This window comes from Streptomyces drozdowiczii (genome assembly GCF_026167665.1).
GTDB classification, from domain to species: domain Bacteria; phylum Actinomycetota; class Actinomycetes; order Streptomycetales; family Streptomycetaceae; genus Streptomyces; species Streptomyces drozdowiczii_A.
In genome coordinates, this window is the sequence record NZ_CP098740.1 from 1,685,579 (window position 1) to 1,704,827 (window position 19,249).

10 protein-coding genes and 5 pseudogenes are annotated in these 19,249 nt (G+C 71.0%); 3 read left to right on the top strand and 12 right to left on the bottom strand.

The annotated features are described in order from the left end of the window. Positions 1-20: 20 nt before the first annotated feature. Positions 21-2,140 (bottom strand): annotated as a pseudogene (locus tag NEH16_RS07380) (DNA gyrase/topoisomerase IV subunit B). A 435-nt stretch (positions 2,141-2,575) separates the two neighbouring features. On the opposite strand from NEH16_RS07380, the gene NEH16_RS07385 reads away from it, so the two are divergent. Beyond that, the gene (locus NEH16_RS07385; RefSeq protein WP_018105354.1) at positions 2,576-2,806 is read left to right on the top strand and encodes a DUF7455 domain-containing protein; all 231 of its coding nucleotides are present in this window, start codon (positions 2,576-2,578) and stop codon (positions 2,804-2,806) included. Positions 2,807-2,911: 105 nt separating this feature from the next. Here the strand turns inward: NEH16_RS07385 and NEH16_RS07390 are convergent, their stop codons facing one another. From NEH16_RS07390 to NEH16_RS07415, 6 genes and pseudogenes are all read right to left on the bottom strand, one after another. Further along, entirely contained in the window at positions 2,912-3,742 is an 831-nt protein-coding gene (locus tag NEH16_RS07390) for a S1 family peptidase (protein WP_265540359.1), read from the bottom strand. A 148-nt stretch (positions 3,743-3,890) separates the two neighbouring features. Then, positions 3,891-5,437: pseudogene (locus NEH16_RS07395) on the bottom strand (RNA polymerase sigma factor). Positions 5,438-5,758: 321 nt separating this feature from the next. Next, positions 5,759-6,628 (bottom strand): FadR/GntR family transcriptional regulator, encoded by an 870-nt coding sequence (locus NEH16_RS07400; RefSeq protein ID WP_276104727.1) that lies wholly within the window; start codon positions 6,626-6,628, stop codon positions 5,759-5,761. Between the two features lie 181 nt (positions 6,629-6,809). Continuing rightward, positions 6,810-8,659 (bottom strand): annotated as a pseudogene (locus NEH16_RS07405) (ATP-binding cassette domain-containing protein). Between the two features lie 146 nt (positions 8,660-8,805). Next, positions 8,806-9,567: an NUDIX hydrolase gene (locus NEH16_RS07410; RefSeq protein WP_073967675.1), complete on the bottom strand. Its 762-nt coding sequence runs from the start codon at positions 9,565-9,567 to the stop codon at positions 8,806-8,808. A gap of 158 nt (positions 9,568-9,725) precedes the next feature. Further along, complete coding sequence (locus NEH16_RS07415) at positions 9,726-11,030, bottom strand: DUF4192 domain-containing protein (protein WP_265540361.1); 1,305 nt, start codon at positions 11,028-11,030, stop codon at positions 9,726-9,728. A gap of 110 nt (positions 11,031-11,140) precedes the next feature. Here NEH16_RS07415 and NEH16_RS07420 point away from each other — a divergent pair, with 110 nt between their 5' ends. Both NEH16_RS07420 and NEH16_RS07425 read left to right on the top strand, forming a co-directional pair. After that, positions 11,141-13,312, top strand: a complete 2,172-nt coding sequence (locus NEH16_RS07420; RefSeq protein ID WP_265540364.1) for a RecQ family ATP-dependent DNA helicase — start codon at positions 11,141-11,143, stop codon at positions 13,310-13,312. Between the two features lie 227 nt (positions 13,313-13,539). Then, a complete protein-coding gene (locus tag NEH16_RS07425) occupies positions 13,540-14,169 on the top strand; it encodes a hypothetical protein (RefSeq protein ID WP_073967418.1) in 630 nt (209 codons plus the stop codon). A gap of 68 nt (positions 14,170-14,237) precedes the next feature. On the opposite strand, the pseudogene NEH16_RS07430 reads toward NEH16_RS07425, so the two are convergent. The 5 genes and pseudogenes from NEH16_RS07430 to NEH16_RS07450 all read right to left on the bottom strand — a co-directional run bounded on the left by NEH16_RS07430 (position 14,238) and on the right by NEH16_RS07450 (position 19,230). Then, positions 14,238-14,854, bottom strand: a pseudogene (locus NEH16_RS07430) (hypothetical protein). Between the two features lie 60 nt (positions 14,855-14,914). Then, the gene (locus NEH16_RS07435; protein ID WP_265540368.1) at positions 14,915-15,625 is read right to left on the bottom strand and encodes a ribonuclease HII; all 711 of its coding nucleotides are present in this window, start codon (positions 15,623-15,625) and stop codon (positions 14,915-14,917) included. Positions 15,626-15,698: 73 nt separating this feature from the next. Continuing rightward, positions 15,699-17,457: pseudogene (locus tag NEH16_RS07440) on the bottom strand (DUF4153 domain-containing protein). A 206-nt stretch (positions 17,458-17,663) separates the two neighbouring features. Continuing rightward, positions 17,664-18,560: an ADP-ribosylglycohydrolase family protein gene (locus NEH16_RS07445; RefSeq protein WP_265540370.1), complete on the bottom strand. Its 897-nt coding sequence runs from the start codon at positions 18,558-18,560 to the stop codon at positions 17,664-17,666. 10 nt (positions 18,561-18,570) lie between these two features. After that, complete coding sequence (locus NEH16_RS07450) at positions 18,571-19,230, bottom strand: histidine phosphatase family protein (protein ID WP_073967413.1); 660 nt, start codon at positions 19,228-19,230, stop codon at positions 18,571-18,573. Positions 19,231-19,249: the final 19 nt, after the last annotated feature.

A 19,249-nucleotide genomic window follows, 5' to 3' on the forward strand; every position in this document is an offset into this window, starting at 1 on the left:
CAGGCCCCGGAGCCGACCCCTCAGACGTCGATGCGCGAGCGGTCCAGCGTCGCCGCCGAACTGGTGATGAACTCCTTGCGCGGGGCCACCTCGTTGCCCATCAGCAGGTCGAAGACCTTCTCGCTGGATTCCAGGTCACCGATGTTGATCCGCCGCAGCGTGCGGTGCCGGGGGTCCATCGTCGTCTCCGCGAGCTGGTCGGCGTCCATCTCGCCCAGCCCCTTGTAGCGCTGGATCGAGTCCGTGTACCGGATGTTCTTGCGCTGGAGCTCCAGCAGGCGCTGGCGCAGCTCGTTGTCCGAGTAGGTGTAGATGTACTTGTCCTGGCCCTTCTTGGGCTGGACCAGTTCGATCCGGTGCAGCGGCGGCACGGCGGCGAAGACCCGGCCCGCCTCGACCATCGGCCGCATGTACCGCTGGAAGAGCGTCAGCAGCAGGATCCGGATGTGGGCGCCGTCGACATCGGCGTCCACCAGCAGAACGATCTTGCCGTACCGCGCGGCGTCGATGTCGAAGGTACGCCCGGACCCGGCTCCTATGACCTGGATGATCGCACCGCACTCGGCGTTCTTCAGCATGTCGGAAACCGACGCCTTCTGAACGTTGAGGATCTTGCCGCGGATCGGCAGGAGCGCCTGGAACTCGCTGTTCCGGGCGAGCTTCGCCGTACCGAGCGCGGAGTCGCCCTCCACGATGAACAGCTCGCTGCGCTCCACGTCGTCGCTGCGGCAGTCGGCGAGCTTCGCCGGCAGCGACGACGACTCCAGCGCCGTCTTGCGGCGCTGGGCCTCCTTGTGCTGGCGGGCCGCGATCCGGGTGCGAGCGGCCGCCACCGCCTTGTCGAGGACGGCCCTGGCCTGGGCCTTCGCGTCCCGCTTGGTGGAGGTCAGGAACGCCTTGAGCTCCTTGGCCACGACGTTGGCGACGATCCGGTTGGCCGCCGAGGTGCCGAGCACCTCCTTCGTCTGGCCCTCGAACTGCGGCTCCGCCAGCCGTACGGTCACGACCGCGGTGAGGCCCTCGAGCGCGTCGTCCTTGACGATGTCGTCCTCGGCCACACGCAGCAGCTTCGCGGAGCGCAGCACCTCGTTGACCGTCTTGGTCACGGAGCGCTCGAACCCGGTCACATGGGTGCCGCCCTTGGGGTGGCGATGATGTTGACGAAGGACTTCACGTTGGTCTCGTACCCGGTGCCCCAGCGCAGCGCGATGTCCACGCCCAGTTCGCGGGTGACCTCGGTGGCCGTCATGTGTCCGCGGTCGTCCAGGACCGGGACGGTCTCCTTGAACGTGCCCTGCCCGGTCAGGCGCAGGACGTCGCAGACGGCCTTGTCCTGGGCCAGGTATTCACAGAACTCGCTGATGCCTCCGTCGAAGCGGAAGGTCTCCTCCGTCTTGCCCGCGCCCTCCAGGCCGCGCTCGTCGCGCACGACGATGGTCAGGCCGGGGACGAGGAAGGCCGTCTGGCGGGCCCGCTGGTGGAGCGTCTCCAGGCTGAGCTTGGCGTCCTTGAGGAAGATCTGCCGGTCGGCCCAGTACCGCACCCGTGTGCCGGTGCGCGTCTTCGGGACACGCTTGCCCTTGCGCAGTCCGTTGGCCGGGTCGAACGGGCTGTCCGGGCCCTGCTCGGTGAAGATCCCCGGGACCCCGCGCCGGAAGCTGATCGAGTGGGTCGCGCTGTTGCGGTCGACCTCGACGTCGAGCCTGGCTGAGAGGGCGTTGACCACAGAGGCGCCGACGCCGTGCAGCCCGCCGGACGCGGCATAGGAGCCGCCGCCGAACTTGCCTCCGGCGTGCAGCTTGGTCATGACGACCTCGACGCCGGAGAGACCCGTCTTGGGCTCGACGTCGATCGGGATGCCCCGGCCGTTATCCCGGACCTCGACGGAGTTGTCGTCGTGGAGCACGACCTCGATGTGATCGCAGTAGCCGCCGAGGGCTTCGTCGACGGAGTTGTCGATGATCTCCCAGAGGCAGTGCATCAGACCGCGGCTGTCGGTGGACCCGATGTACATACCCGGGCGCTTGCGAACCGCTTCCAGCCCCTCGAGTACGAGCAGGTGCCGCGCGGTGTAGTTGGAACCGTCTCGGTCTGCTCCGGTCAGCAGCGCAGTGGACGGCACGGACGTATCGGCGGTCACGCGGTTCGCTCCTCGCTGAATTTCATTTGGGGCCCTGTGGGTCACGGGCTCGGCTTCGGTGCCGCTGTGAGGGTACCGATGCCTGGTAGAGCGGGTGAAACGCCACCCTGGAAGAACCTCACCCTAGACCAGACTCGCATACACGTTCGATCTCCCCGCAGGGGTGACGTGCACATCACGTTCCCTTCCAGGCATGAACCATTTAGGCTCCGGGCACGTCCTCATGAACAACCGGCAAGCCAGCCGGCCCCCGGACTGACCAAGCCAAGCAACGCGAAACCGTAGCGCCACGCAATACGGCACATTCGCCGCGAACCGGCAACAGACAGCCATACCGAGAAGAAGTTTCGAAGAAAAGCCACGAGCGGGAACGTTTTCGGCCTGGTTGGATGTTGACCCTGGTACGACAGCTCGTCGAGCTAGAGAAGAGGCGACGTGACTACTGTTCTGACCCCCGCGAGCCCGCTGACCGCAGCAGACCGCTGTGACCGTTGCGGCGCCCAGGCATATCTGCGCGTCGTGCTCATCAGTGGCGGTGAACTGCTCTTCTGCGCCCACCACGGTCGCAAGTTCGAGCCGGAACTCAAGAAGATCGCCGCGGAAATACAGGATGAGACCGACCGGCTGACGGCCGTGCAGGCCCAAGCCGCCGAAGAGGAACACTGACACCTCTGCATCCACGACGAGCCAGGGGCCGGTCCCGGACCGGCCGACGGGCGGCCTCCCCGTGAGGGAAGCCGCCCGTTCTCGTACCTGCGGAGCCCGCGCCGGTCAGTCGGCGTTCGCCATCCAGCCGATGGCGGCGGAGATCCGCGTATAGACGCCGGGGCTTCCGGCGCGCCCGCAGCCGTTCCCCCACGAGACCAGCCCCACGAGCCGCCCCTGCGCCACCAGAGGCCCGCCGCTGTCTCCCTGGCACGCGTCGTACCCGCCCTCGGGTTCGCCCGCGCAGAGCATCGATGAGGCGTCGTACGTGCCGGTGCTGCCGCCCGGGTATGCCCGTTCGCACGAGCTGTCGGGCAGGATGTCCACCTGGGCGGACCTGAGTGACGACGCGTAGTCGCCGTATCCAGTGGTGTCCCCCCACCCGTAGACGACGGCGGGTGTCCCCGCCTTGTACGCGGAGTCACCGGCCTCGGCCAGGGGGATCGTGTCCCCCTCGGGCAGCGCCTCGGAGAGGGTGAGGACGGCGACGTCCCCGCTGTTGGTGGTCGCGTCGAACCCGGGGTTCACCCACGTCCCGCTCACCGGGATCTCCTTGCCGCCCGTGCCGTTCAGCTCGTCCCGGCCGGAGATGATCCGCAGATCGCTCACCTGGTCCACGTCGGTGCCCAGCGCCTCACGGCTCAGGCAGTGGGCGGCGGTGAGCACCTTCTTCGGCTCCACCACGACACCGCCACAGAACTGACCGGCCCGGGTACCCCCGAACCGGTCACGGCTGGACAGGGCCACCACCCAGGGGCTGTCGGCCACATGGGCCGGCTGGCCTCCGATGATGATGCTGTCGGCGACCGCCGGGGCGGGGGAAGCGAGCGGTATCACGGCCGTGGTGGCGGCAAGGGCGAGCGCCCCGGTCAAGGCGCGGGCGACGGTGCGGGACATGCGTACTCCTGACTCTGTGATGGACCATGCCTACCCAGAGTCATTCCACCGACACCGATGCGCACCTCCGCCGCGTACCTCACATGAAGAGAGGGCCCGGCTCCCCCATGGGATCCGGGCCCTCATCGCGTGGCAGCGCCGCTGCGGCCTAGTCGAGGTAGTCGCGCAGAACCTGCGAGCGCGACGGGTGGCGCAGCTTGGACATGGTCTTGGACTCGATCTGACGGATGCGCTCGCGCGTCACGCCGTAGACCTTGCCGATCTCGTCCAGCGTCTTCGGCTGTCCGTCGGTGAGGCCGAAGCGCATGGAGACCACGCCCGCCTCACGCTCGGACAGCGTGTCCAGCACCGAGTGGAGCTGTTCCTGGAGGAGCGTGAAGCTCACCGCGTCGGCCGGGACGACCGCCTCGGAGTCCTCGATCAGGTCACCGAACTCGCTGTCCCCGTCCTCACCCAGCGGGGTGTGGAGGGAGATCGGCTCGCGACCGTACTTCTGGACCTCGATGACCTTCTCGGGGTCATGTCGAGTTCCTTGGCCAGCTCCTCCGGGGTGGGCTCGCGGCCCAGGTCCTGGAGCATCTGGCGCTGGACACGCGCGAGCTTGTTGATGACCTCGACCATGTGCACCGGGATACGGATGGTGCGCGCCTGGTCGGCCATGGCGCGGGTGATCGCCTGACGGATCCACCAGGTGGCGTACGTGGAGAACTTGTAGCCCTTGGTGTAGTCGAACTTCTCCACCGCGCGGATCAGACCGAGGTTGCCCTCCTGGATCAGGTCCAGGAAGAGCATGCCGCGGCCGGTGTAGCGCTTGGCCAGCGAGACCACGAGGCGGAGGTTGGCCTCCAGCAGGTGGTTCTTGGCGCGACGGCCGTCCTCGGCGATGATCTCCAGCTCGCGCTTGAGCTTGGGGGCGAGCTTGTCGGCATTCGCCAGCTTGTCCTCGGCGAACAGGCCCGCCTCGATGCGCTTGGCGAGCTCGACCTCCTGCTCGGCGTTGAGGAGCGGGACCTTACCGATCTGCTTGAGGTAGTCCTTGACCGGGTCGGCGGTGGCACCGGCGACGGCGACCTGCTGCGCGGGCGCGTCGTCCTCGTCGTCGTCGGAGAGGACGAAGCCCTTGTTCTCGCCCTCGCCCTCCTCTTCCTCGCCCTTGCCGGCCTTGACCTCCTCGACGACGTCGTCGCCGTCGAGAATCTCCTCGTCCTGCTTGCCGGCCTTCTTGGAGGCCGTCTTCTTGGCCGCCGTCTTCTTCACGGCGGTCTTCTTGGCGGCCGTCTTCTTGGCTGCGGCCTTCTTCGCGGGCGCGGCCGCGGGAGCCTCCTCGGCCGCCGGGTCCGCGGGCTCGGCGGACGGGGCAGCGGGCGCCGCCACGCTCCGCGTCACCGTCGTCTTGGCCGCCACGGTCTTGGTGGCGGTGCGCTTGGCCGGGCTCTTCGCTGCAACGCTCTTGCGGGCGCGCTTCGACGGCTCCGCGGCACTGACCATCAGCGTCACACCCTCTTCCTCGAGGATCTGGTTGAGGCTGCGCAGAACGTTCTTCCACTGGGTTGGCGGAATCTGGTCAGCCTCGAAGGCCCGACGCACGTCGTCGCCGGCGATCTGCCCATCAGCCTTTCCCCGCTCAATGAGCGCCATCACGGATTCGGACTCGGCGATCTCCGGCGGGAGCGTACGGGATGTGCTGGCCGACACGAACAACCTCTCGGAACGATGGAAACGGCTTCCGGTCCGGCCCGGAGAGGGCTGGAACCGACGACCGACGGGCGGGGAATGCACCGACGGCGCGGGCTTGGCCTCAGAAGTGCACAGCGCCCTGGGCGGCTGCTGTATTCCTTCTGCGACGGTCACCTCTTAAGTCATCGCGCTGTTTCAAGGAGTGTTACGGCCGTTCCGCGTGGCCCGAGTCACACCCCATTTGCGATGAACACGACCAAGGCGACATCTCTCCGCCCTGTGCCGCCGGACCACGGGGGTCCGACGGCACCTGGCGCGTACACCCTGCCCGCGCCGGAGTCAGTGCTCGCGCGGCGCCGGCACCACGCGTTCCGCCTCGTGGTGCCCGACCAGCAACTGGCGCATGGCCGACTCGGCACCCGCCGAGTCACCGGACGCGAGGGCGTCCACGATGCGCGCGTGCAGGGCGAGCGACGCCTCGCTGGGCCGGTCGCATGCGGTGGCCGGGCCGCCGGACACCTGCAGCGCCGCGGAGACGATCCCGGAAAGGTGCTCCAGCATGCGGTTGCCCGCGGCCTGGATGAGCAGGGCGTGGAACTCGGCATCGGCACGGGCGCAGGTGATCATGTCGCCCTGCCCGAGCGCGTGCCCCATGATCTCGACCATGTCGACAAGACGCTGCTGAAGATCCTCGCGCCCATGCCCTGCGGCGAGGCGGGCGGCAAGTGGCTCGATCGTCCACCTGAGATCACCCAGCTCACGGCGCTGGTCATCACGCTGCGGGCCGAAGGCGCGCCATTCGATGATGTCGGGATCGAGCAGATTCCAGTCACTGACCGGCCGCACCCGGGTACCGACATTGGGGCGGGCACTGACCAGGCCCTTCGCCTCCAGCACGCGCAGCGATTCCCGCACGACGGTCCTGGAAACCTCGAAACGCTGGCCGATCTCTTCGGGCACCAGGGGGCGGTCCGCCCCGAGGTCGCCGGAGACGATCATCTGCCCCAGCTGCTGAACAAGTTGGCCATGGAGCCCGCGGCCACGGCTGGCCGAGCCCCGTCGGCCCACCCGGCCGAGTTCGGCTTCGGCGCCGTCCCAGGAGCGCGTCGCGGCGGCGCGCTCGCCGGCCGGCGCGTCCGCGTACGAGTAACGGTCGAGTTCACCCGGGCCGGCGAGGCCGGAATCGGCGGAGCGGGCGGTGGTCATCATGGTGTGCGCAAGGGTACTCACGCATCCTTTGTCGGCGGGTCCCTTCCGCCCCTTGAGGTCTTTGCTGAAAAGCACACGAAAGGGTGATCGGCACCCGCCCCTCAATTGACGCCTTACTGGTATAAACAGGACGTTTCACCGAAGGAGCTACGGAGACACCGCCCTCCGTCGCGCCAGACGCTCACCAACGGACCCTCCCGCGAAGACTGGTGAGCAGAAACGCGCAGGTCAGGGCCGACAGGGACAGTGCCATGGCCGCGCCCACGGGATGCGCCACGATCCGCGCGCCGGCCAAGATCCACCGGTCCGCCTCCGCCGGCCACCGGAGCCAGGCCAGGTCCCGAAGCCGACTCGGAAGCCCAGCCATCGAACGTGTGGCCGCCGCCTTCGGCAGGTGCTCGACGAGCGGCACCATCACCACGGGTACGGCGAGCACGGCGGCGATGCCCGCGGCCGTCACGCGGAAGATGCCGGCGGCCAGCAGCCCGGCCCATGCGCAACCGACGGTCAGGGCGGACCAGCTCACCGCCGGCGACACCACATTCGAGGGGACGTCGAGCAGGCTGCCGCCGTACACGACGCGCAGGGTCGCAGCCGAGCCGAGCACGACGAGCAGCGCCAGCACGAGGGCGACTCCCCGGACACCGCCAGCTTGGCGAGGAGCAGCCCGAGTCTGCGGGGCACGCTCCCCCGCCCTGCCGCGAGTGCCGGGTAGCGGAACTCGTCGCCGAAGGAGAGCGCCCCGATGAGCCCGGCCCCGAGTGCGGCGGGCGGAAGCGGCAGCAGCGAGGGCCAGGCGGCGATGACATGGACCAGAGGGGTACGGCTGTCGCGGGCGAGCAGTACGGACAGACCCACGGAAGCGACCAGAACGACGGCCAGGATCACGGTCGTCGTCCGGACACCGAAGAGGCGGCGCAGTTCGTACCGCACCGGCCGCAACGGACCCCGCGCCGGGCGCCGTCTGATGGGCGGCGGAAGCGCGCCCCGCGAGGCGCGCGACGGGGCGGCGGAAGCGCCCCCGCCGACTCCCCGCGATGACGCTGCACGGGGGCGGGCCCCGGCCGACCGCACCGGCGGGGCACCCTCGTTCTGGGCCACGAGTACGGCGCCGGCGTCGCGGCGGCCGGCCGGGGCGGCGGTCGTGCCCACCGGGCGCATGTCACCCACCTCGTCGGCGAGCTGGTGAACGGGAAGCCCGTGCCGGAAAGCGGCATCGCCCACTTCGGCGCAGCTGCTGCCGTACACCGAGAGCCGGTTGCCGGCCGCCTCGGCGACGACCTCTACTGAGCGTCGGGCGACACGGGCTTCCCGGCTGACGATCGCGGCGAGGCGGGCGGCCTGCGGGGAGCGGACCGCCACGCGGGGTCGCAGGCGGGTACGGGAGAAGGCCGCCCCGTCCTGGTCGGCGACCACACGCCCGCCGTCGAGGGTGACCACATGGCCTGCCGAGCGTGCGGCCTCCTTGGGGTCCCTGGTCGCGAACAGCACGGTCCCGCCCCGCTCGGCGTGGGAGCGCAGCATCCCGTGCAGCCAGTCGGCCTCCTTCGGCGCCAGCCCCTCCGCCGGATCGTCCAGAAGGAGCGTGTGCGGGTCCCCGAGCAACGCGCAGGCGAGCGCCAGCCGGCGATCCATGCCGAGGGAGAGCGTGGCGATGCGCTGATCCCTCAGACCGGCGAGGCCCACCGCTTCGAGCAGTTCGTCGGCCCGGGAGACGGGTACGCCCGCCGCGGCGCAGAGCATGCGAAGCTGCCCTCGGACGGTGCGCGCGGGGTGCCCGGTCACGTCACCGAGCACCACTCCCACCTCACCGGCCGGATTCGGGACGCGATGCAGCGGCCTGCCCCGGAAGTAGGTGATCCCACGCCCCGGCTCCAGTTCGAGCATCAACCGAAGCGCCGCGGTCTTGCCGGAGCCCGGCGCACCCAGCAGTGCGGTGACGCATCCCGGCTCCGCGTCGAAGGTGAGGTCGTCCACGGCGAGGGCTTGTCCACGGGAGGGGGTGCTGGTGAGTCCGACGGCCTGGAGCATCGCTTCTCTCGCAGGAAAGTGGGACGGCGGAGACGGAGCCGCCCGGCGGCGAGTGAGTACCGCAGCACGATAACCTGACATATCGGACTTTTTGCGCAAGGTGGGGTTCGCGGCGCCGCCCGTCCTGGGCCCAGGACGGGCGGAACCTAGACCTCGGGCCTCAACATCGGCGGGTTGAGCACCGTCGCCGTGCCCGACCGGAACAGCTGGGCCGGGCGGCCCCCCTGCCGGGTGGTCGTCCCTCCGGTGGGCACCAGAAAGCCCGGCGTGCCCGTCACCTTGCGGTGGAAGTTCCTCGGATCCAGCACCACGCCCCACACCGCCTCGTACACCCGGCGCAGCTCTCCGACGGTGAAGGCGGGCGGGCAGAAGGCGGTGGCCAGCGAGGAGTACTCGATCTTGGACCGGGCCCGCTCGACCCCGTCGGCGAGGATCTTCGCGTGATCGAAGGCCAAGGGCGCCCGGTGCTCGCCGTCCGGGGCGTAGCCGCCCTCGGGGAGCAGGTCCTCGACGGGCGCCCAACGCGCACTGTTCGCGTCGCCGCCCGCCCTGGGAGCGGGCAGATCGGGGGCCAGCGCGAGATGGGCGACGCTGACCACCCTCATCCTCGGGTCCCGGGCGGGGTCCCCGTAGGTGGCGAGCTGTTCCAGGTGGGCGCCGTTGCCGACGGCAGGGGCGGCCGGATCCTGCGCGCACAGGCCGGTCTCCTCGACAAGCTCACGCGCCGCTGCGGCGCCGAGGTCCTCGTCGGCCCTCACGAAACCGCCCGGCAGGGCCCACCTGCCCTGGAACGGGGTCTCGCCCCTGCGTACCACCAGGGCACAGAGGGCGTGCCGACGCACCGTCAGCACCACCAGGTCGACGGTGACGGCGAACGGCGGAAAGGTCGACGGGTCGTAGGGCGGCATGCCCGTGATCATAGTCGTCTTCCTGACGATAAACACTCCCTTCCCGATGACTCTTCAGCGGCCTCCGGAGCCCGTTCCCCTTGGCCCGACAGAACGCGGGCCCCCCCGTGTCGACGCGAGGCGTACGTGCGGCGCCGGGCTCCGGCGCCGCACTGGTCTCAGCGGCCGGTCCTGGTCCCGCGACGCCCTTGCACCCCGGGCCGGGCGGACCGCCGCCTGTCCGCGGCGCCGGAGCCGGGCCGAGTGGAGCCGGTACGCGTCCTGGTACGCCCGGCCGGCCTCACCCGTGTGGGACGGGCCCCCGCGACCCGTTCCGCACGCCGGTCGTGCCGGTCTGCCCGCTTGCCGCGCTCGCCGCGCAGGCAGCGCCGCAAGGTCTCCGGGTCGAGCCCCTGATTGCACGCCTCGTGCAGCAGTTGCGCGAAGGTGTAATGCGGATCGAAGCGCAGGGCGAGCCCCAGCGCCACGCGCGCAGCCGGTTCGTCGCCGGTCGACCAGGAGACCCAGCCCGCCAGGGTGAGAGGGGCTGCGGCGTGTTCTTCGTACGGGGCGACACAGCGGCGGGCCAGCGCTCGCCAGAGCCTCAGCGCGGCGTGCGCCTTCGGGCCTTCCATCCACTCCGCCGCCCGGTCGCGGGTCTCCCTGTCCTGGAGACCCAGGATCATCGACGCGGCCTCCTCGTCGCTGATCAGCCTGTCGTCGTTGATGTCTGCGAGGGATGGCGCCGTTGCGGGCGCCTTCCCGAGGCGGTCGATCAGACGGCCGGCGAGCTTCAGCGTGGCACCGCCCACCTCCTGGCGGCGTTCCCGGTCGAGCAGCAGGGGCACCATCGCGCTGCCCGCCGCGTCCAGGGCGCGCAGTTGGGCGGCGCCCGAGGTGCGGGTGAGCGGCGTGAGCCTCGCCTCCATCTCGCGCAGCGAACCCCGTACCTGAATGCCGGCATAGGTGGCTGCCGCCGCCATCACCGAGGTGCCGGGCATGGCCAGCGGGTTGCCTTCCGCCGGGCAGCAGCGGGCGTCGGGGCAGACATAGGACCAGAAGCGGTTGCCCGAGATGCACAGCACTTCGAGTACGGGCACGTCCAGCGCTCCGCACGCCGTACGCAGTCGCTGGGCGAACGGCCGCAGGCGCTCCATGGTCTGATTGCCCGTCTCGCCGTCCACCGGGTCCTGACAGAGGAAGGCGACGATGGCGTCGGGCCGGGCGTCGCGCCGCTCGCTTCCCTTGATCAGGCACTCGGCGAGCTGGTCGGCGACCGTCGGCCATTCCAGCGAGGACTGCGGGATGGCGAGCCTGAGCCGGGCTCCGAACCGGCCCCGGCCACCGTGCAGGGTGACCATGACCACGCTGTCGCTCGGGTGGAAACCCATGAGATAGGGGAGAGCGTCGGCCAGCTCGGCCGGGCCTCGCAGGGTGATCTGCTGTTCCTCGGACGGACCGGTTGATTCGGGGTGCTTGTTCATGGCCAGACCGTCTCGCGAACCACGGATCTTCGCTACCCCCTGTGGATAACTTATCCACAGGGGGTAATCGACTGTTCGCGGTTGTCGGATCCATCGGGTTGCATGGGGGTATGACCAACGCAGACCGCGCAGCGCTCAGGGCTTCGGCCGATTCCGTACTGGCCCGACTCGTCGGAGACGCCTCCGGCACCGCGCGGCTGCGTGAGGACCAGTGGCGGGCCATCGAGGCGCTTGTCGCGGACAGGCGTCGGGCACTGGTCGTCCAGCGCACGGGCTGGGGGAAGTCCGCGGTGTACTTCGTCGCCACTTCCCTTCTGCGCGCCCGGGGCGCCGGGCCGACGGTCATCGTCTCGCCGCTGCTGGCGCTGATGCGCAACCAGGTCGCGGCGGCGGCCCGTGCCGGCATAAGCGCGCGCACGATCAATTCGTCCAACACGGAGGAGTGGGACACCGTGCGGGCCGAGGTGGCCGCCGGTGAGGTCGACATCCTGCTGGTCAGCCCCGAGCGCCTCAACAATCCTGATTTCCGCGACCAGGTTCTGCCCCGGCTCGCCGCGACCACCGGTCTGCTCGTCGTGGACGAGGCGCACTGCATCTCCGACTGGGGCCACGACTTCCGGCCCGACTACCGCCGGCTGCGGACGATGCTCGCCGACCTCCCCGCCGGTGTCCCGGTGCTTGCCACCACCGCCACGGCGAACGCCCGGGTCACCGCCGACGTGGCGGAGCAGCTGGGTACCGGCGCCGGAGCGGACGCACTCGTACTGAGAGGGTCCCTCGACCGCGAGAGCCTGAGTCTCGGCGTGCTGCGCCTGCCCGACGCGGCCCACCGCCTGGCCTGGCTCGGAGACCATCTCAAGGAGCTTCCGGGCTCGGGAATCATCTACACGCTGACGGTCGCGGCGGCCGAGGAGATCACCGCGTATCTCCGCCAGTGCGGGCACACCGTCGCCTCCTACACCGGCCGCACCGAGAACGCGGAAAGGCAGCAGGCGGAGGATGATCTGCTGGCCAACCGCCTCAAGGCGCTGGTGGCGACCTCCGCGCTCGGCATGGGCTTCGACAAGCCCGACCTCGGCTTCGTCGTGCACCTCGGGTCGCCGTCCTCCCCCATCGCCTACTACCAGCAGGTGGGCCGCGCCGGACGCGGTGTCGAACACGCCGAGGTGCTGCTCCTGCCGGGCAGGGAGGACGAAGCGATCTGGCAGTACTTCGCGTCGGTCGGCTTTCCGCCGGAGGAGCAGGTCCGGCGCACCCTCGACGCACTCGACCAGGCCGGGCGGCCGCTCTCGCTGCCCGCCCTGGAGCCGCTGGTCGACCTGCGTCGCGCACGGCTGGAAAGCATGCTCAAGGTCCTCGACGTCGACGGAGCGGTCAGGCGGGTGAAGGGCGGATGGACCTCGACGGGAGAGCCCTGGGTCTACGACGCCGAACGCTATGCGTGGGTGGCCCGTCAGCGCGCCGCCGAGCAGCAGGCGATGCGCGACTACGCCACGACCGACGGCTGCCGCATGGAGTTCCTGCGCCGTCAGCTCGACGACGAGGCGGCGACCGCGTGCGGGCGTTGCGACAACTGTGCCGGCGCCCGGTTCGGCGCGGGGGTCTCCGACACCGCTCTGGACACTGCCAAGGGTGAGCTGCGCAGGGCCGGTGTGGAGGTGGAGCCCCGCAAGATGTGGCCGACCGGGCTCGCGTCGGTGGGCGTCGACCTCAAGGGCAGGATCCCGGCCACCGAGCTCGCCGGCACCGGCCGGGCGCTGGGCAGGCTCACCGACATCGGGTGGGGCAACAGACTGCGCCCGATACTGGCGGCTCAGGCACCCGACGCTCCGGTGCCGGGTGACGTGGCCGAGGCCGTGGTGACCGTGCTGGCCGACTGGGCCAGGGGGCCCGGCGGCTGGGCTCCCGGGGCCGTCGACGCCGTTCCCCGCCCGGTCGGGGTCGTCACCATGGCTTCGGACCGCAAGCCCCGGCTCATCGAATCGCTCGGCAGGCACATCGCGGAAGTGGGACGGATGCCCCTGCTGGGGGGCGTGACCCTGGCTCCGGACGCCGACGCCGTCCGGATATCGCAGACCAACAGTGCGCAGCGGGTCCGTGCCCTGCACGAGAGGCTGGTCGTCGCGCCCGAACTCGCGGATGCCCTGGCGTCCGTGGACGGACCCATACTGCTCGTGGACGATCTGTCGGACACCGGCTGGACGCTCGCCGTGGCAGCCCGCCTGCTGCGTCGGGCCGGAGCGGAAGCGGTGTTTCCGCTGGTCCTCGCCGTTCAGGCGTGACAGGAGGCGTCAGGCGGGGCCGGACTGGGCAGGGATAGCAGGGATATCCGTGTCATTCCGGCTGAATACCGTCAGCCTCGCCAATTGCTCGTTGCCGCCTGCCGATACGCCAGGAAGAATTGGACTCGCTCCCCGCACGGTCTTTTCGCGGGCCCGAAAGGGCTGTGCCGCGGCGCGCCCTCACCCGACCCTGCCCGCATCGTGGGCGCGTATGCGAAGGGAGGACCGTGACCTTCGGATTCGCTCCGTCCGCAGCCACTTCGATGTCGGCAGCCGCCGACTCCGCCAACCGCCTTGCCAGAATGCTCGAACCGGCCGAGTGGGCAGCGGCCGGAATACCCCTGCTGCGCAGCCCGCGAGAGGTGGTGAGCGGTCTGCACGCGAGGCACCGGCCGACGCCGGCCACCGCCGTGGTCGCCGTCCTGGACCACGAGGAGCGCCTGACGGCGAGCGCCTCGTTCGCCCGCCGCTCGGTAACGGCCGACGGCTGGGAGTTCCGGAACTCACTGCTGGCTCACCTGCGACGAGTGATCCCGCACGATCTGCGCCGCCGTACGCCCGTCCGCACCGCCGTTCTGCTCTACTGCCGCGAGGGGGACGAGCGTTGGACGGAGGAGGACGGAGCGTGGATGTGGGGGCTGCGGGATGCCTGCACTCTGCACGGGCTGCGGTGCGGCGCGTACATCACGCTGACCCGGGGCGGCTGGCAGGTGCTGGGCGAGGGCAGGGGCGGCCGCCGTCCGAACTCCATGTCGCAGCCCTCGGCCCTCGCCGACACCGCCCTGACTTCCGAGCAGATCCCGTCGCGGACCGGCGGCGGAGCGGCGCAGGCACTGCACCGCTCCGCCGCCCGCTGACCGAGGACGCCCCGGTGGTCCGGCAGCCCTCGCGGACAGCCGGACCACCGGACGGCCGGCCCTGATGCTCAGACGCCGGCGCCGAGCGCGGCGTTGATCCGCTGCGGGTCGCCGCAGACGATCAGCAGTACGCCGGCGGACTCCCGGGCCTTGGCCAGCGCCCGCGCGGACGCGTCGTCGGCCGGGCCGTTGACCGCGACGATCACGACGGGCCGGGGCTTGACCCGGTCCGCCGCCGCGGCAGCGGCGAAGAAGACGTCGTCGCCCGCTTCGTGCTGGGCCCAGTAGGCGGCCTCGCCGAAGGAGAGCTCGTGGGTCGCCCACGGGTGCTGTCCGCCCGTGGTCAGCACCAGGATGTCGCCGGGTGCGCGACCCGAGTCGAGCAGCAGATCCACCGCCTCGTCGGCGGCGTCGAGCGCCCCGTCGGCCGATGCGGGGATGACCTGGAGCTGCGGTGCGGAACGATTCTCCGACGGCGCGGCCTGGGGTCCGCCGGAGGTGGAGTGCCGGCGCTGCGCGGGGGCGCAGGCCGCGGGCCGGGCACCGGACGACCGGGGCGCGGCGTGGCCGCTGAACGCGGACCGGGTACGGGACGAGGGGTCGACGCGGCGCGGCCGTTGGCCGGGGTGGCGCGGGGACCCTGGGCGCTCTCGTGAATCTGAGGCTCCTCGGGGATGAGAGGCATGGGTGGTTGTCTATCAAACGCCGATACCGCAGGTATCGGCGGGTGGGCACATATACGCGATCAGAAGTCGAAGCCGAGCTGGCCCCCGCTTTCCAGTGCGGCCGCCTCGGCGGAGAAACGGACCTTCTTCAGGTGCTGCCACCGGGGCAGCGCGTCGAGGTAGGACCACGAGAGACGGTGGTGGGCGGTGGGCCCACGCTCCTCGAGTGCGGCCCTGTGCACGGGGGACGGATAGCCGGCGTTGGCCTCGAACGCGAAGTCCGCGTACTCGCCGTTCAGCGCCCCGAGTTCGGCCATCATGGCGTCCCGGCGGACCTTCGCGATCACCGATGCCGCGGCCACCGCGACGCAGGACTGGTCCCCCTTGATGACGGTGCGGACCTGCCAGGGGCTGCCCAGGTAGTCGTGCTTGCCGTCCAGGATCACCGCGTCGGGGCGGACCGGCAGCGCCTCCAGGGCGCGTACGGCCGCGAGCCGGAGCGCTGCGGTCATGCCCAGTTCGTCGATCTCCTGGGGAGAGGCGTCACCCAGGCCGTACGCGGTGACCCAGCTCTCCAGCAGCGGAGCGAGTTCCGCACGGCGCTTGGGGCTGATCAGCTTGGAGTCGGTGAGTCCGGCGGGGGGCCTGCGAAGACCGGTGACCGCGGCGCACACCGTGACAGGTCCCGCCCACGCTCCGCGTCCGACTTCGTCGACGCCGGCGACGATCTTGGCACCGGTGGTGGCGCGCAGTGAGCGCTCGACGGTGTGCGTGGGTGGTTCGTACGGCATGGCGTCTGTCAGCGTACGCCGAAGGGGGCGCCAGGAACACCCCGGGGCGCCCCTCCCGGGCTGGAAGCGTCGGTCAGTACGGGTCGTACGGGTCGTAGACGTCGTCCGTCCCGCCGCCGCGCTCGTCGCCGTTGTCGCCCGTGCTCAGCCCCCGGCAGTCGAGTGCGCGGTAGCCGGGGTCCCAGTCGCCGAGGATGTCGCGGGCTCGGGCTTCGCCCCAACTCGTCGCGTACCAGGGCTCGTCGGAGTTGCGAAGCGAGCGCTGGATGTCCTGGAGCGCACAGGAGCGCAGGGGCTCGGGAAGGGTGTCCAGAGCGGGTACGGCGTCGGCCGACAGGCCCTTGAGGTACTCGATGTCGATCGAGTGGTCGTTGCGGTATCGCTGGACGTTCTGCTCGGCGATGAGGCCGTCGGGCGAGACGAGACCGAAGGCCAGTACGCCGACGGCCGCGCTCGCCGCGACGGCACGCGGCAGCAGGCGGGGGCCGAAGACGCCGGCGGCCATGATCAGTACGAGGACCACGCCGAGCCAGAGTTCCACGGCGGCCACGGAGATCCGCAGCCTGGTGAGGCCGTACGCGTCGACGTAGAGGTCCATACGCCGCAGGGCCGATGCGACCACGACGAGGGTGAGGAAGCACAGCGTGCCGAGCACACCGCGGACGAGGGTGCGGTCGCGGGTGCCGCCGCGCGGGGCCCAGCGAAGCGCGAGTGCGATGACGCCGAGCGTGAGCACCGTGGCCCAGAGCAGTTGCCAGAAGCCCTGGCGGGCGTACTCGGAGTAGCTGAGGTCCGTCTCGGCCATCACCTTGTCGTATCCGCCGAGCAGCACCGTGAGCTGGATGGTCAGGAACGCCGCGAAGAGGAGGTTCAGGACGACCAGCGGAAGCGCCCATTCCAGCCGCCCGCGTGCCTTGCCCGGCCGTACGGTCACCCCGTCCCAGCGGACGGGGGCGGCGGCGGTGTAGGCGGCGGCGAGGGCGCCGAGCAGACCGAGGAGGCCCAGGAGGATCCGCCACGGACCGTCACCCACCGACACGTCCGGGGTCAGGTTGCCCAGCAGGTCCGCGAAGGCGGCGTCGGCACTCGCGAAGAGCGCGCCGAACACGATGACCAGGACGACGGCGACGACCACGGACCTGAACACGACGCCGAACCGGCCCCGGGACCCCGACATGCGCTCGCGCACACCCCGGACCCCCAGCCCACCGATTCGAACACGGAGGTGAACACGCCCAGGGACCCCAGGAACACGCCGAGCCAGCTCCGGCTGCCGTGCAGCGCCAGCGAGCCGAGTGCCAGAGCCGACACCATCGCGAGGAAGGTGGGCCACCCGGCGTCCCGGAGCGCGGGGACGGCCAGGAGCGCCAGCCCGCCGATCGCCCACACGGCGGTCCAGGGGCGCAGCGTGCGGCCTGCCGCCCTGGCGGAGATGTACGCGCCGGCCGAGGCGGGCAGCGCCACGATGAGCAGGTTCAGCCCGATGCCGTCGCCCAGCAGCACCATGCTGAGCAGGGTCGTCGCGAGGACGGCCCAGAGGGTGCCGGCCTGGACGGGCCCGGGCTTCCCGGCTCGGAGCCGCGTCGTGACCGAGGGCGGAGGCGGGCCCCAGGGGCTCGACTGCCTCGGCCCCCGGGGCGCTGCGCCGCGTAGGCGGGGATCTTGGGTGGCTCGGGCAGCGACGCCGTACCGCCTCCTGCCGCGCCCCTGCCTGCGGCTTCGGGGGCGGCGGCCGGCACGGGTATCCGCTCGCCCTGTGGGGCGGGCTCGTCCGGCGCGGGCTCGGGCCGGGGTGAATCTGGCGGTGTTTCGGACACGGGACCCCTCCCCACCGGGGTCCGCCCACGCGTGCCCTGGGCAGCGCGCGGCCCCCCGGCGTCTCATTCGGTGCGCACCCGTCGTCATGATCACCGAGGGCGGCGTGGCCGAAAGAGTAACCCCGTGTCACGGCCGCCGGCCGGGCGGGAGCGTGCTGTGGCAGGACCGTGACACTCGAAGCGCCCTGCGGCGCGGCCTGCGGTCGTACCCGCCGCGTCGGCTAGCGGGACAACCAGTCCGGCAGGGCTTCCGTCCGGGCCGTCCAGTGCGCCGGAGGGGCGCCCGCGGTGCTTGCCGCGATCACGCCGCCGACGATGGCGCAGGTGGTGTCGACGTCGCCGCCGGCCTGGGCCGTCACCCAGAACGCCTCCTCGTAGTCGCCGAGGCTCCGCGCCGCCGACCACAGGGCGAAGGGGACGGTGTCGTGCGCGCTGGTGCGGCGTCCGTTGCCGAGGACCGCCGCGACCGTGCCCGCGTCCTTGTAGTCGAGCATGTCCCGGGCCCGCCGCAGCCCGGCACCGACGGCGCTGCGCGGGACGAGCGCGACGACGCCGTCCAGCAGGTCCTCCGGAGCGGGCGGCCCGGCCGGTGAGGCGACGAGCGCCGCGGCCGCCGCGACGGCCATCGCGCCCACGACGGCCTCCCGGTGCTGGTGCGTGGTGTACGAGGAGATCTCCGCCTGGTGCGTGGCCTGCTCCGGGTCGTCCGCGTACCAGGCGCCGAGCGGCGCGATGCGCATCGAGGAACCGTTGCCCCAGGAGCCCTGCCCGTTGAACAGGGAGGAGGCGAGTTCGCGCCAGTCGCCGCCCTCGCGGACCAGGCGCAGCATGCGGTTCACGGCCGGGCCGTATCCCCGGTCGAAGTCGTGGTGGTGCGCGAAGGACCGGGCCAGGGCGTCCTGGTCGACGCGGTCGTGCTCCCGGAGTACGGCCACGACGGAGCAGGCCATTTCCGTGTCGTCGGTCCACTGCCAGGGCCCGGCCGGGAGGGCGCGGTCCTTCAGGAGCGGATAGTTGGCGGGCACGAAGAACTGGGAGCCCAGGGCGTCTCCCACGGAGAGGCCGCGCAGGCTGGCCAGGGCGCGTTCGAGGCGCTGGTCGGAAGCGGATTCGGTCATCGCTTCCACTCTATCCGCAGATGCCGTAGGGCTCAGGGGTACGCCAGCGAGCGAAGGGCCGGTCGAGCGTGTACCGCCCGTCCTTGCCGAGCACCAGCGTCCGCGATTCCCCGTTTCCGGGGTTGGAAAGCGACTCGAATTCGGCCACGGACCAGTGGAACCAGCGCATGCAGAAGAGCCGCATGGTCAGACCGTGGGTGACCAGCAGGACGTTCGGCGGGTGGTCGGGGGCCTCGAAGCTGCGGTGCAGGCTCTCCAGGAACGCGCCGACCCGGTCGTACACATCCGCCCCGGACTCGCCCTGCGCGAAGCGGTAGAAGAAGTGCCCGTAGGCGTCCCGGTAGGCCTTCTGCAGCCTGACGTCGTCGCGGTCCTGCCAGTTCCCCCAGTCCTGCTCGCGCAGCCGGGGCTCCTCGCGGACCCGTACCCGCCCGGCGTCCAGCCCGAGGGAGGCGAACGTCTCGTGGGTGCGTCGGTAGGGCGAGACGTACACGCTGACCCGCTCCTCCCCGAACAGCCCGCGCAGCCGCTCCCCCGCCTCGCGGGCCTGGCGCAATCCGGTGGGGGTGAGCCTCAGCGCGTGGTCGGGTTCGCGCTCGTACACGGTGTCGTCGGCGTTGCCCTCGGACTCGCCGTGCCGGACAAGAACGATTCGTTGCGGTCGTGCCATACAACGACACTAGATCGAG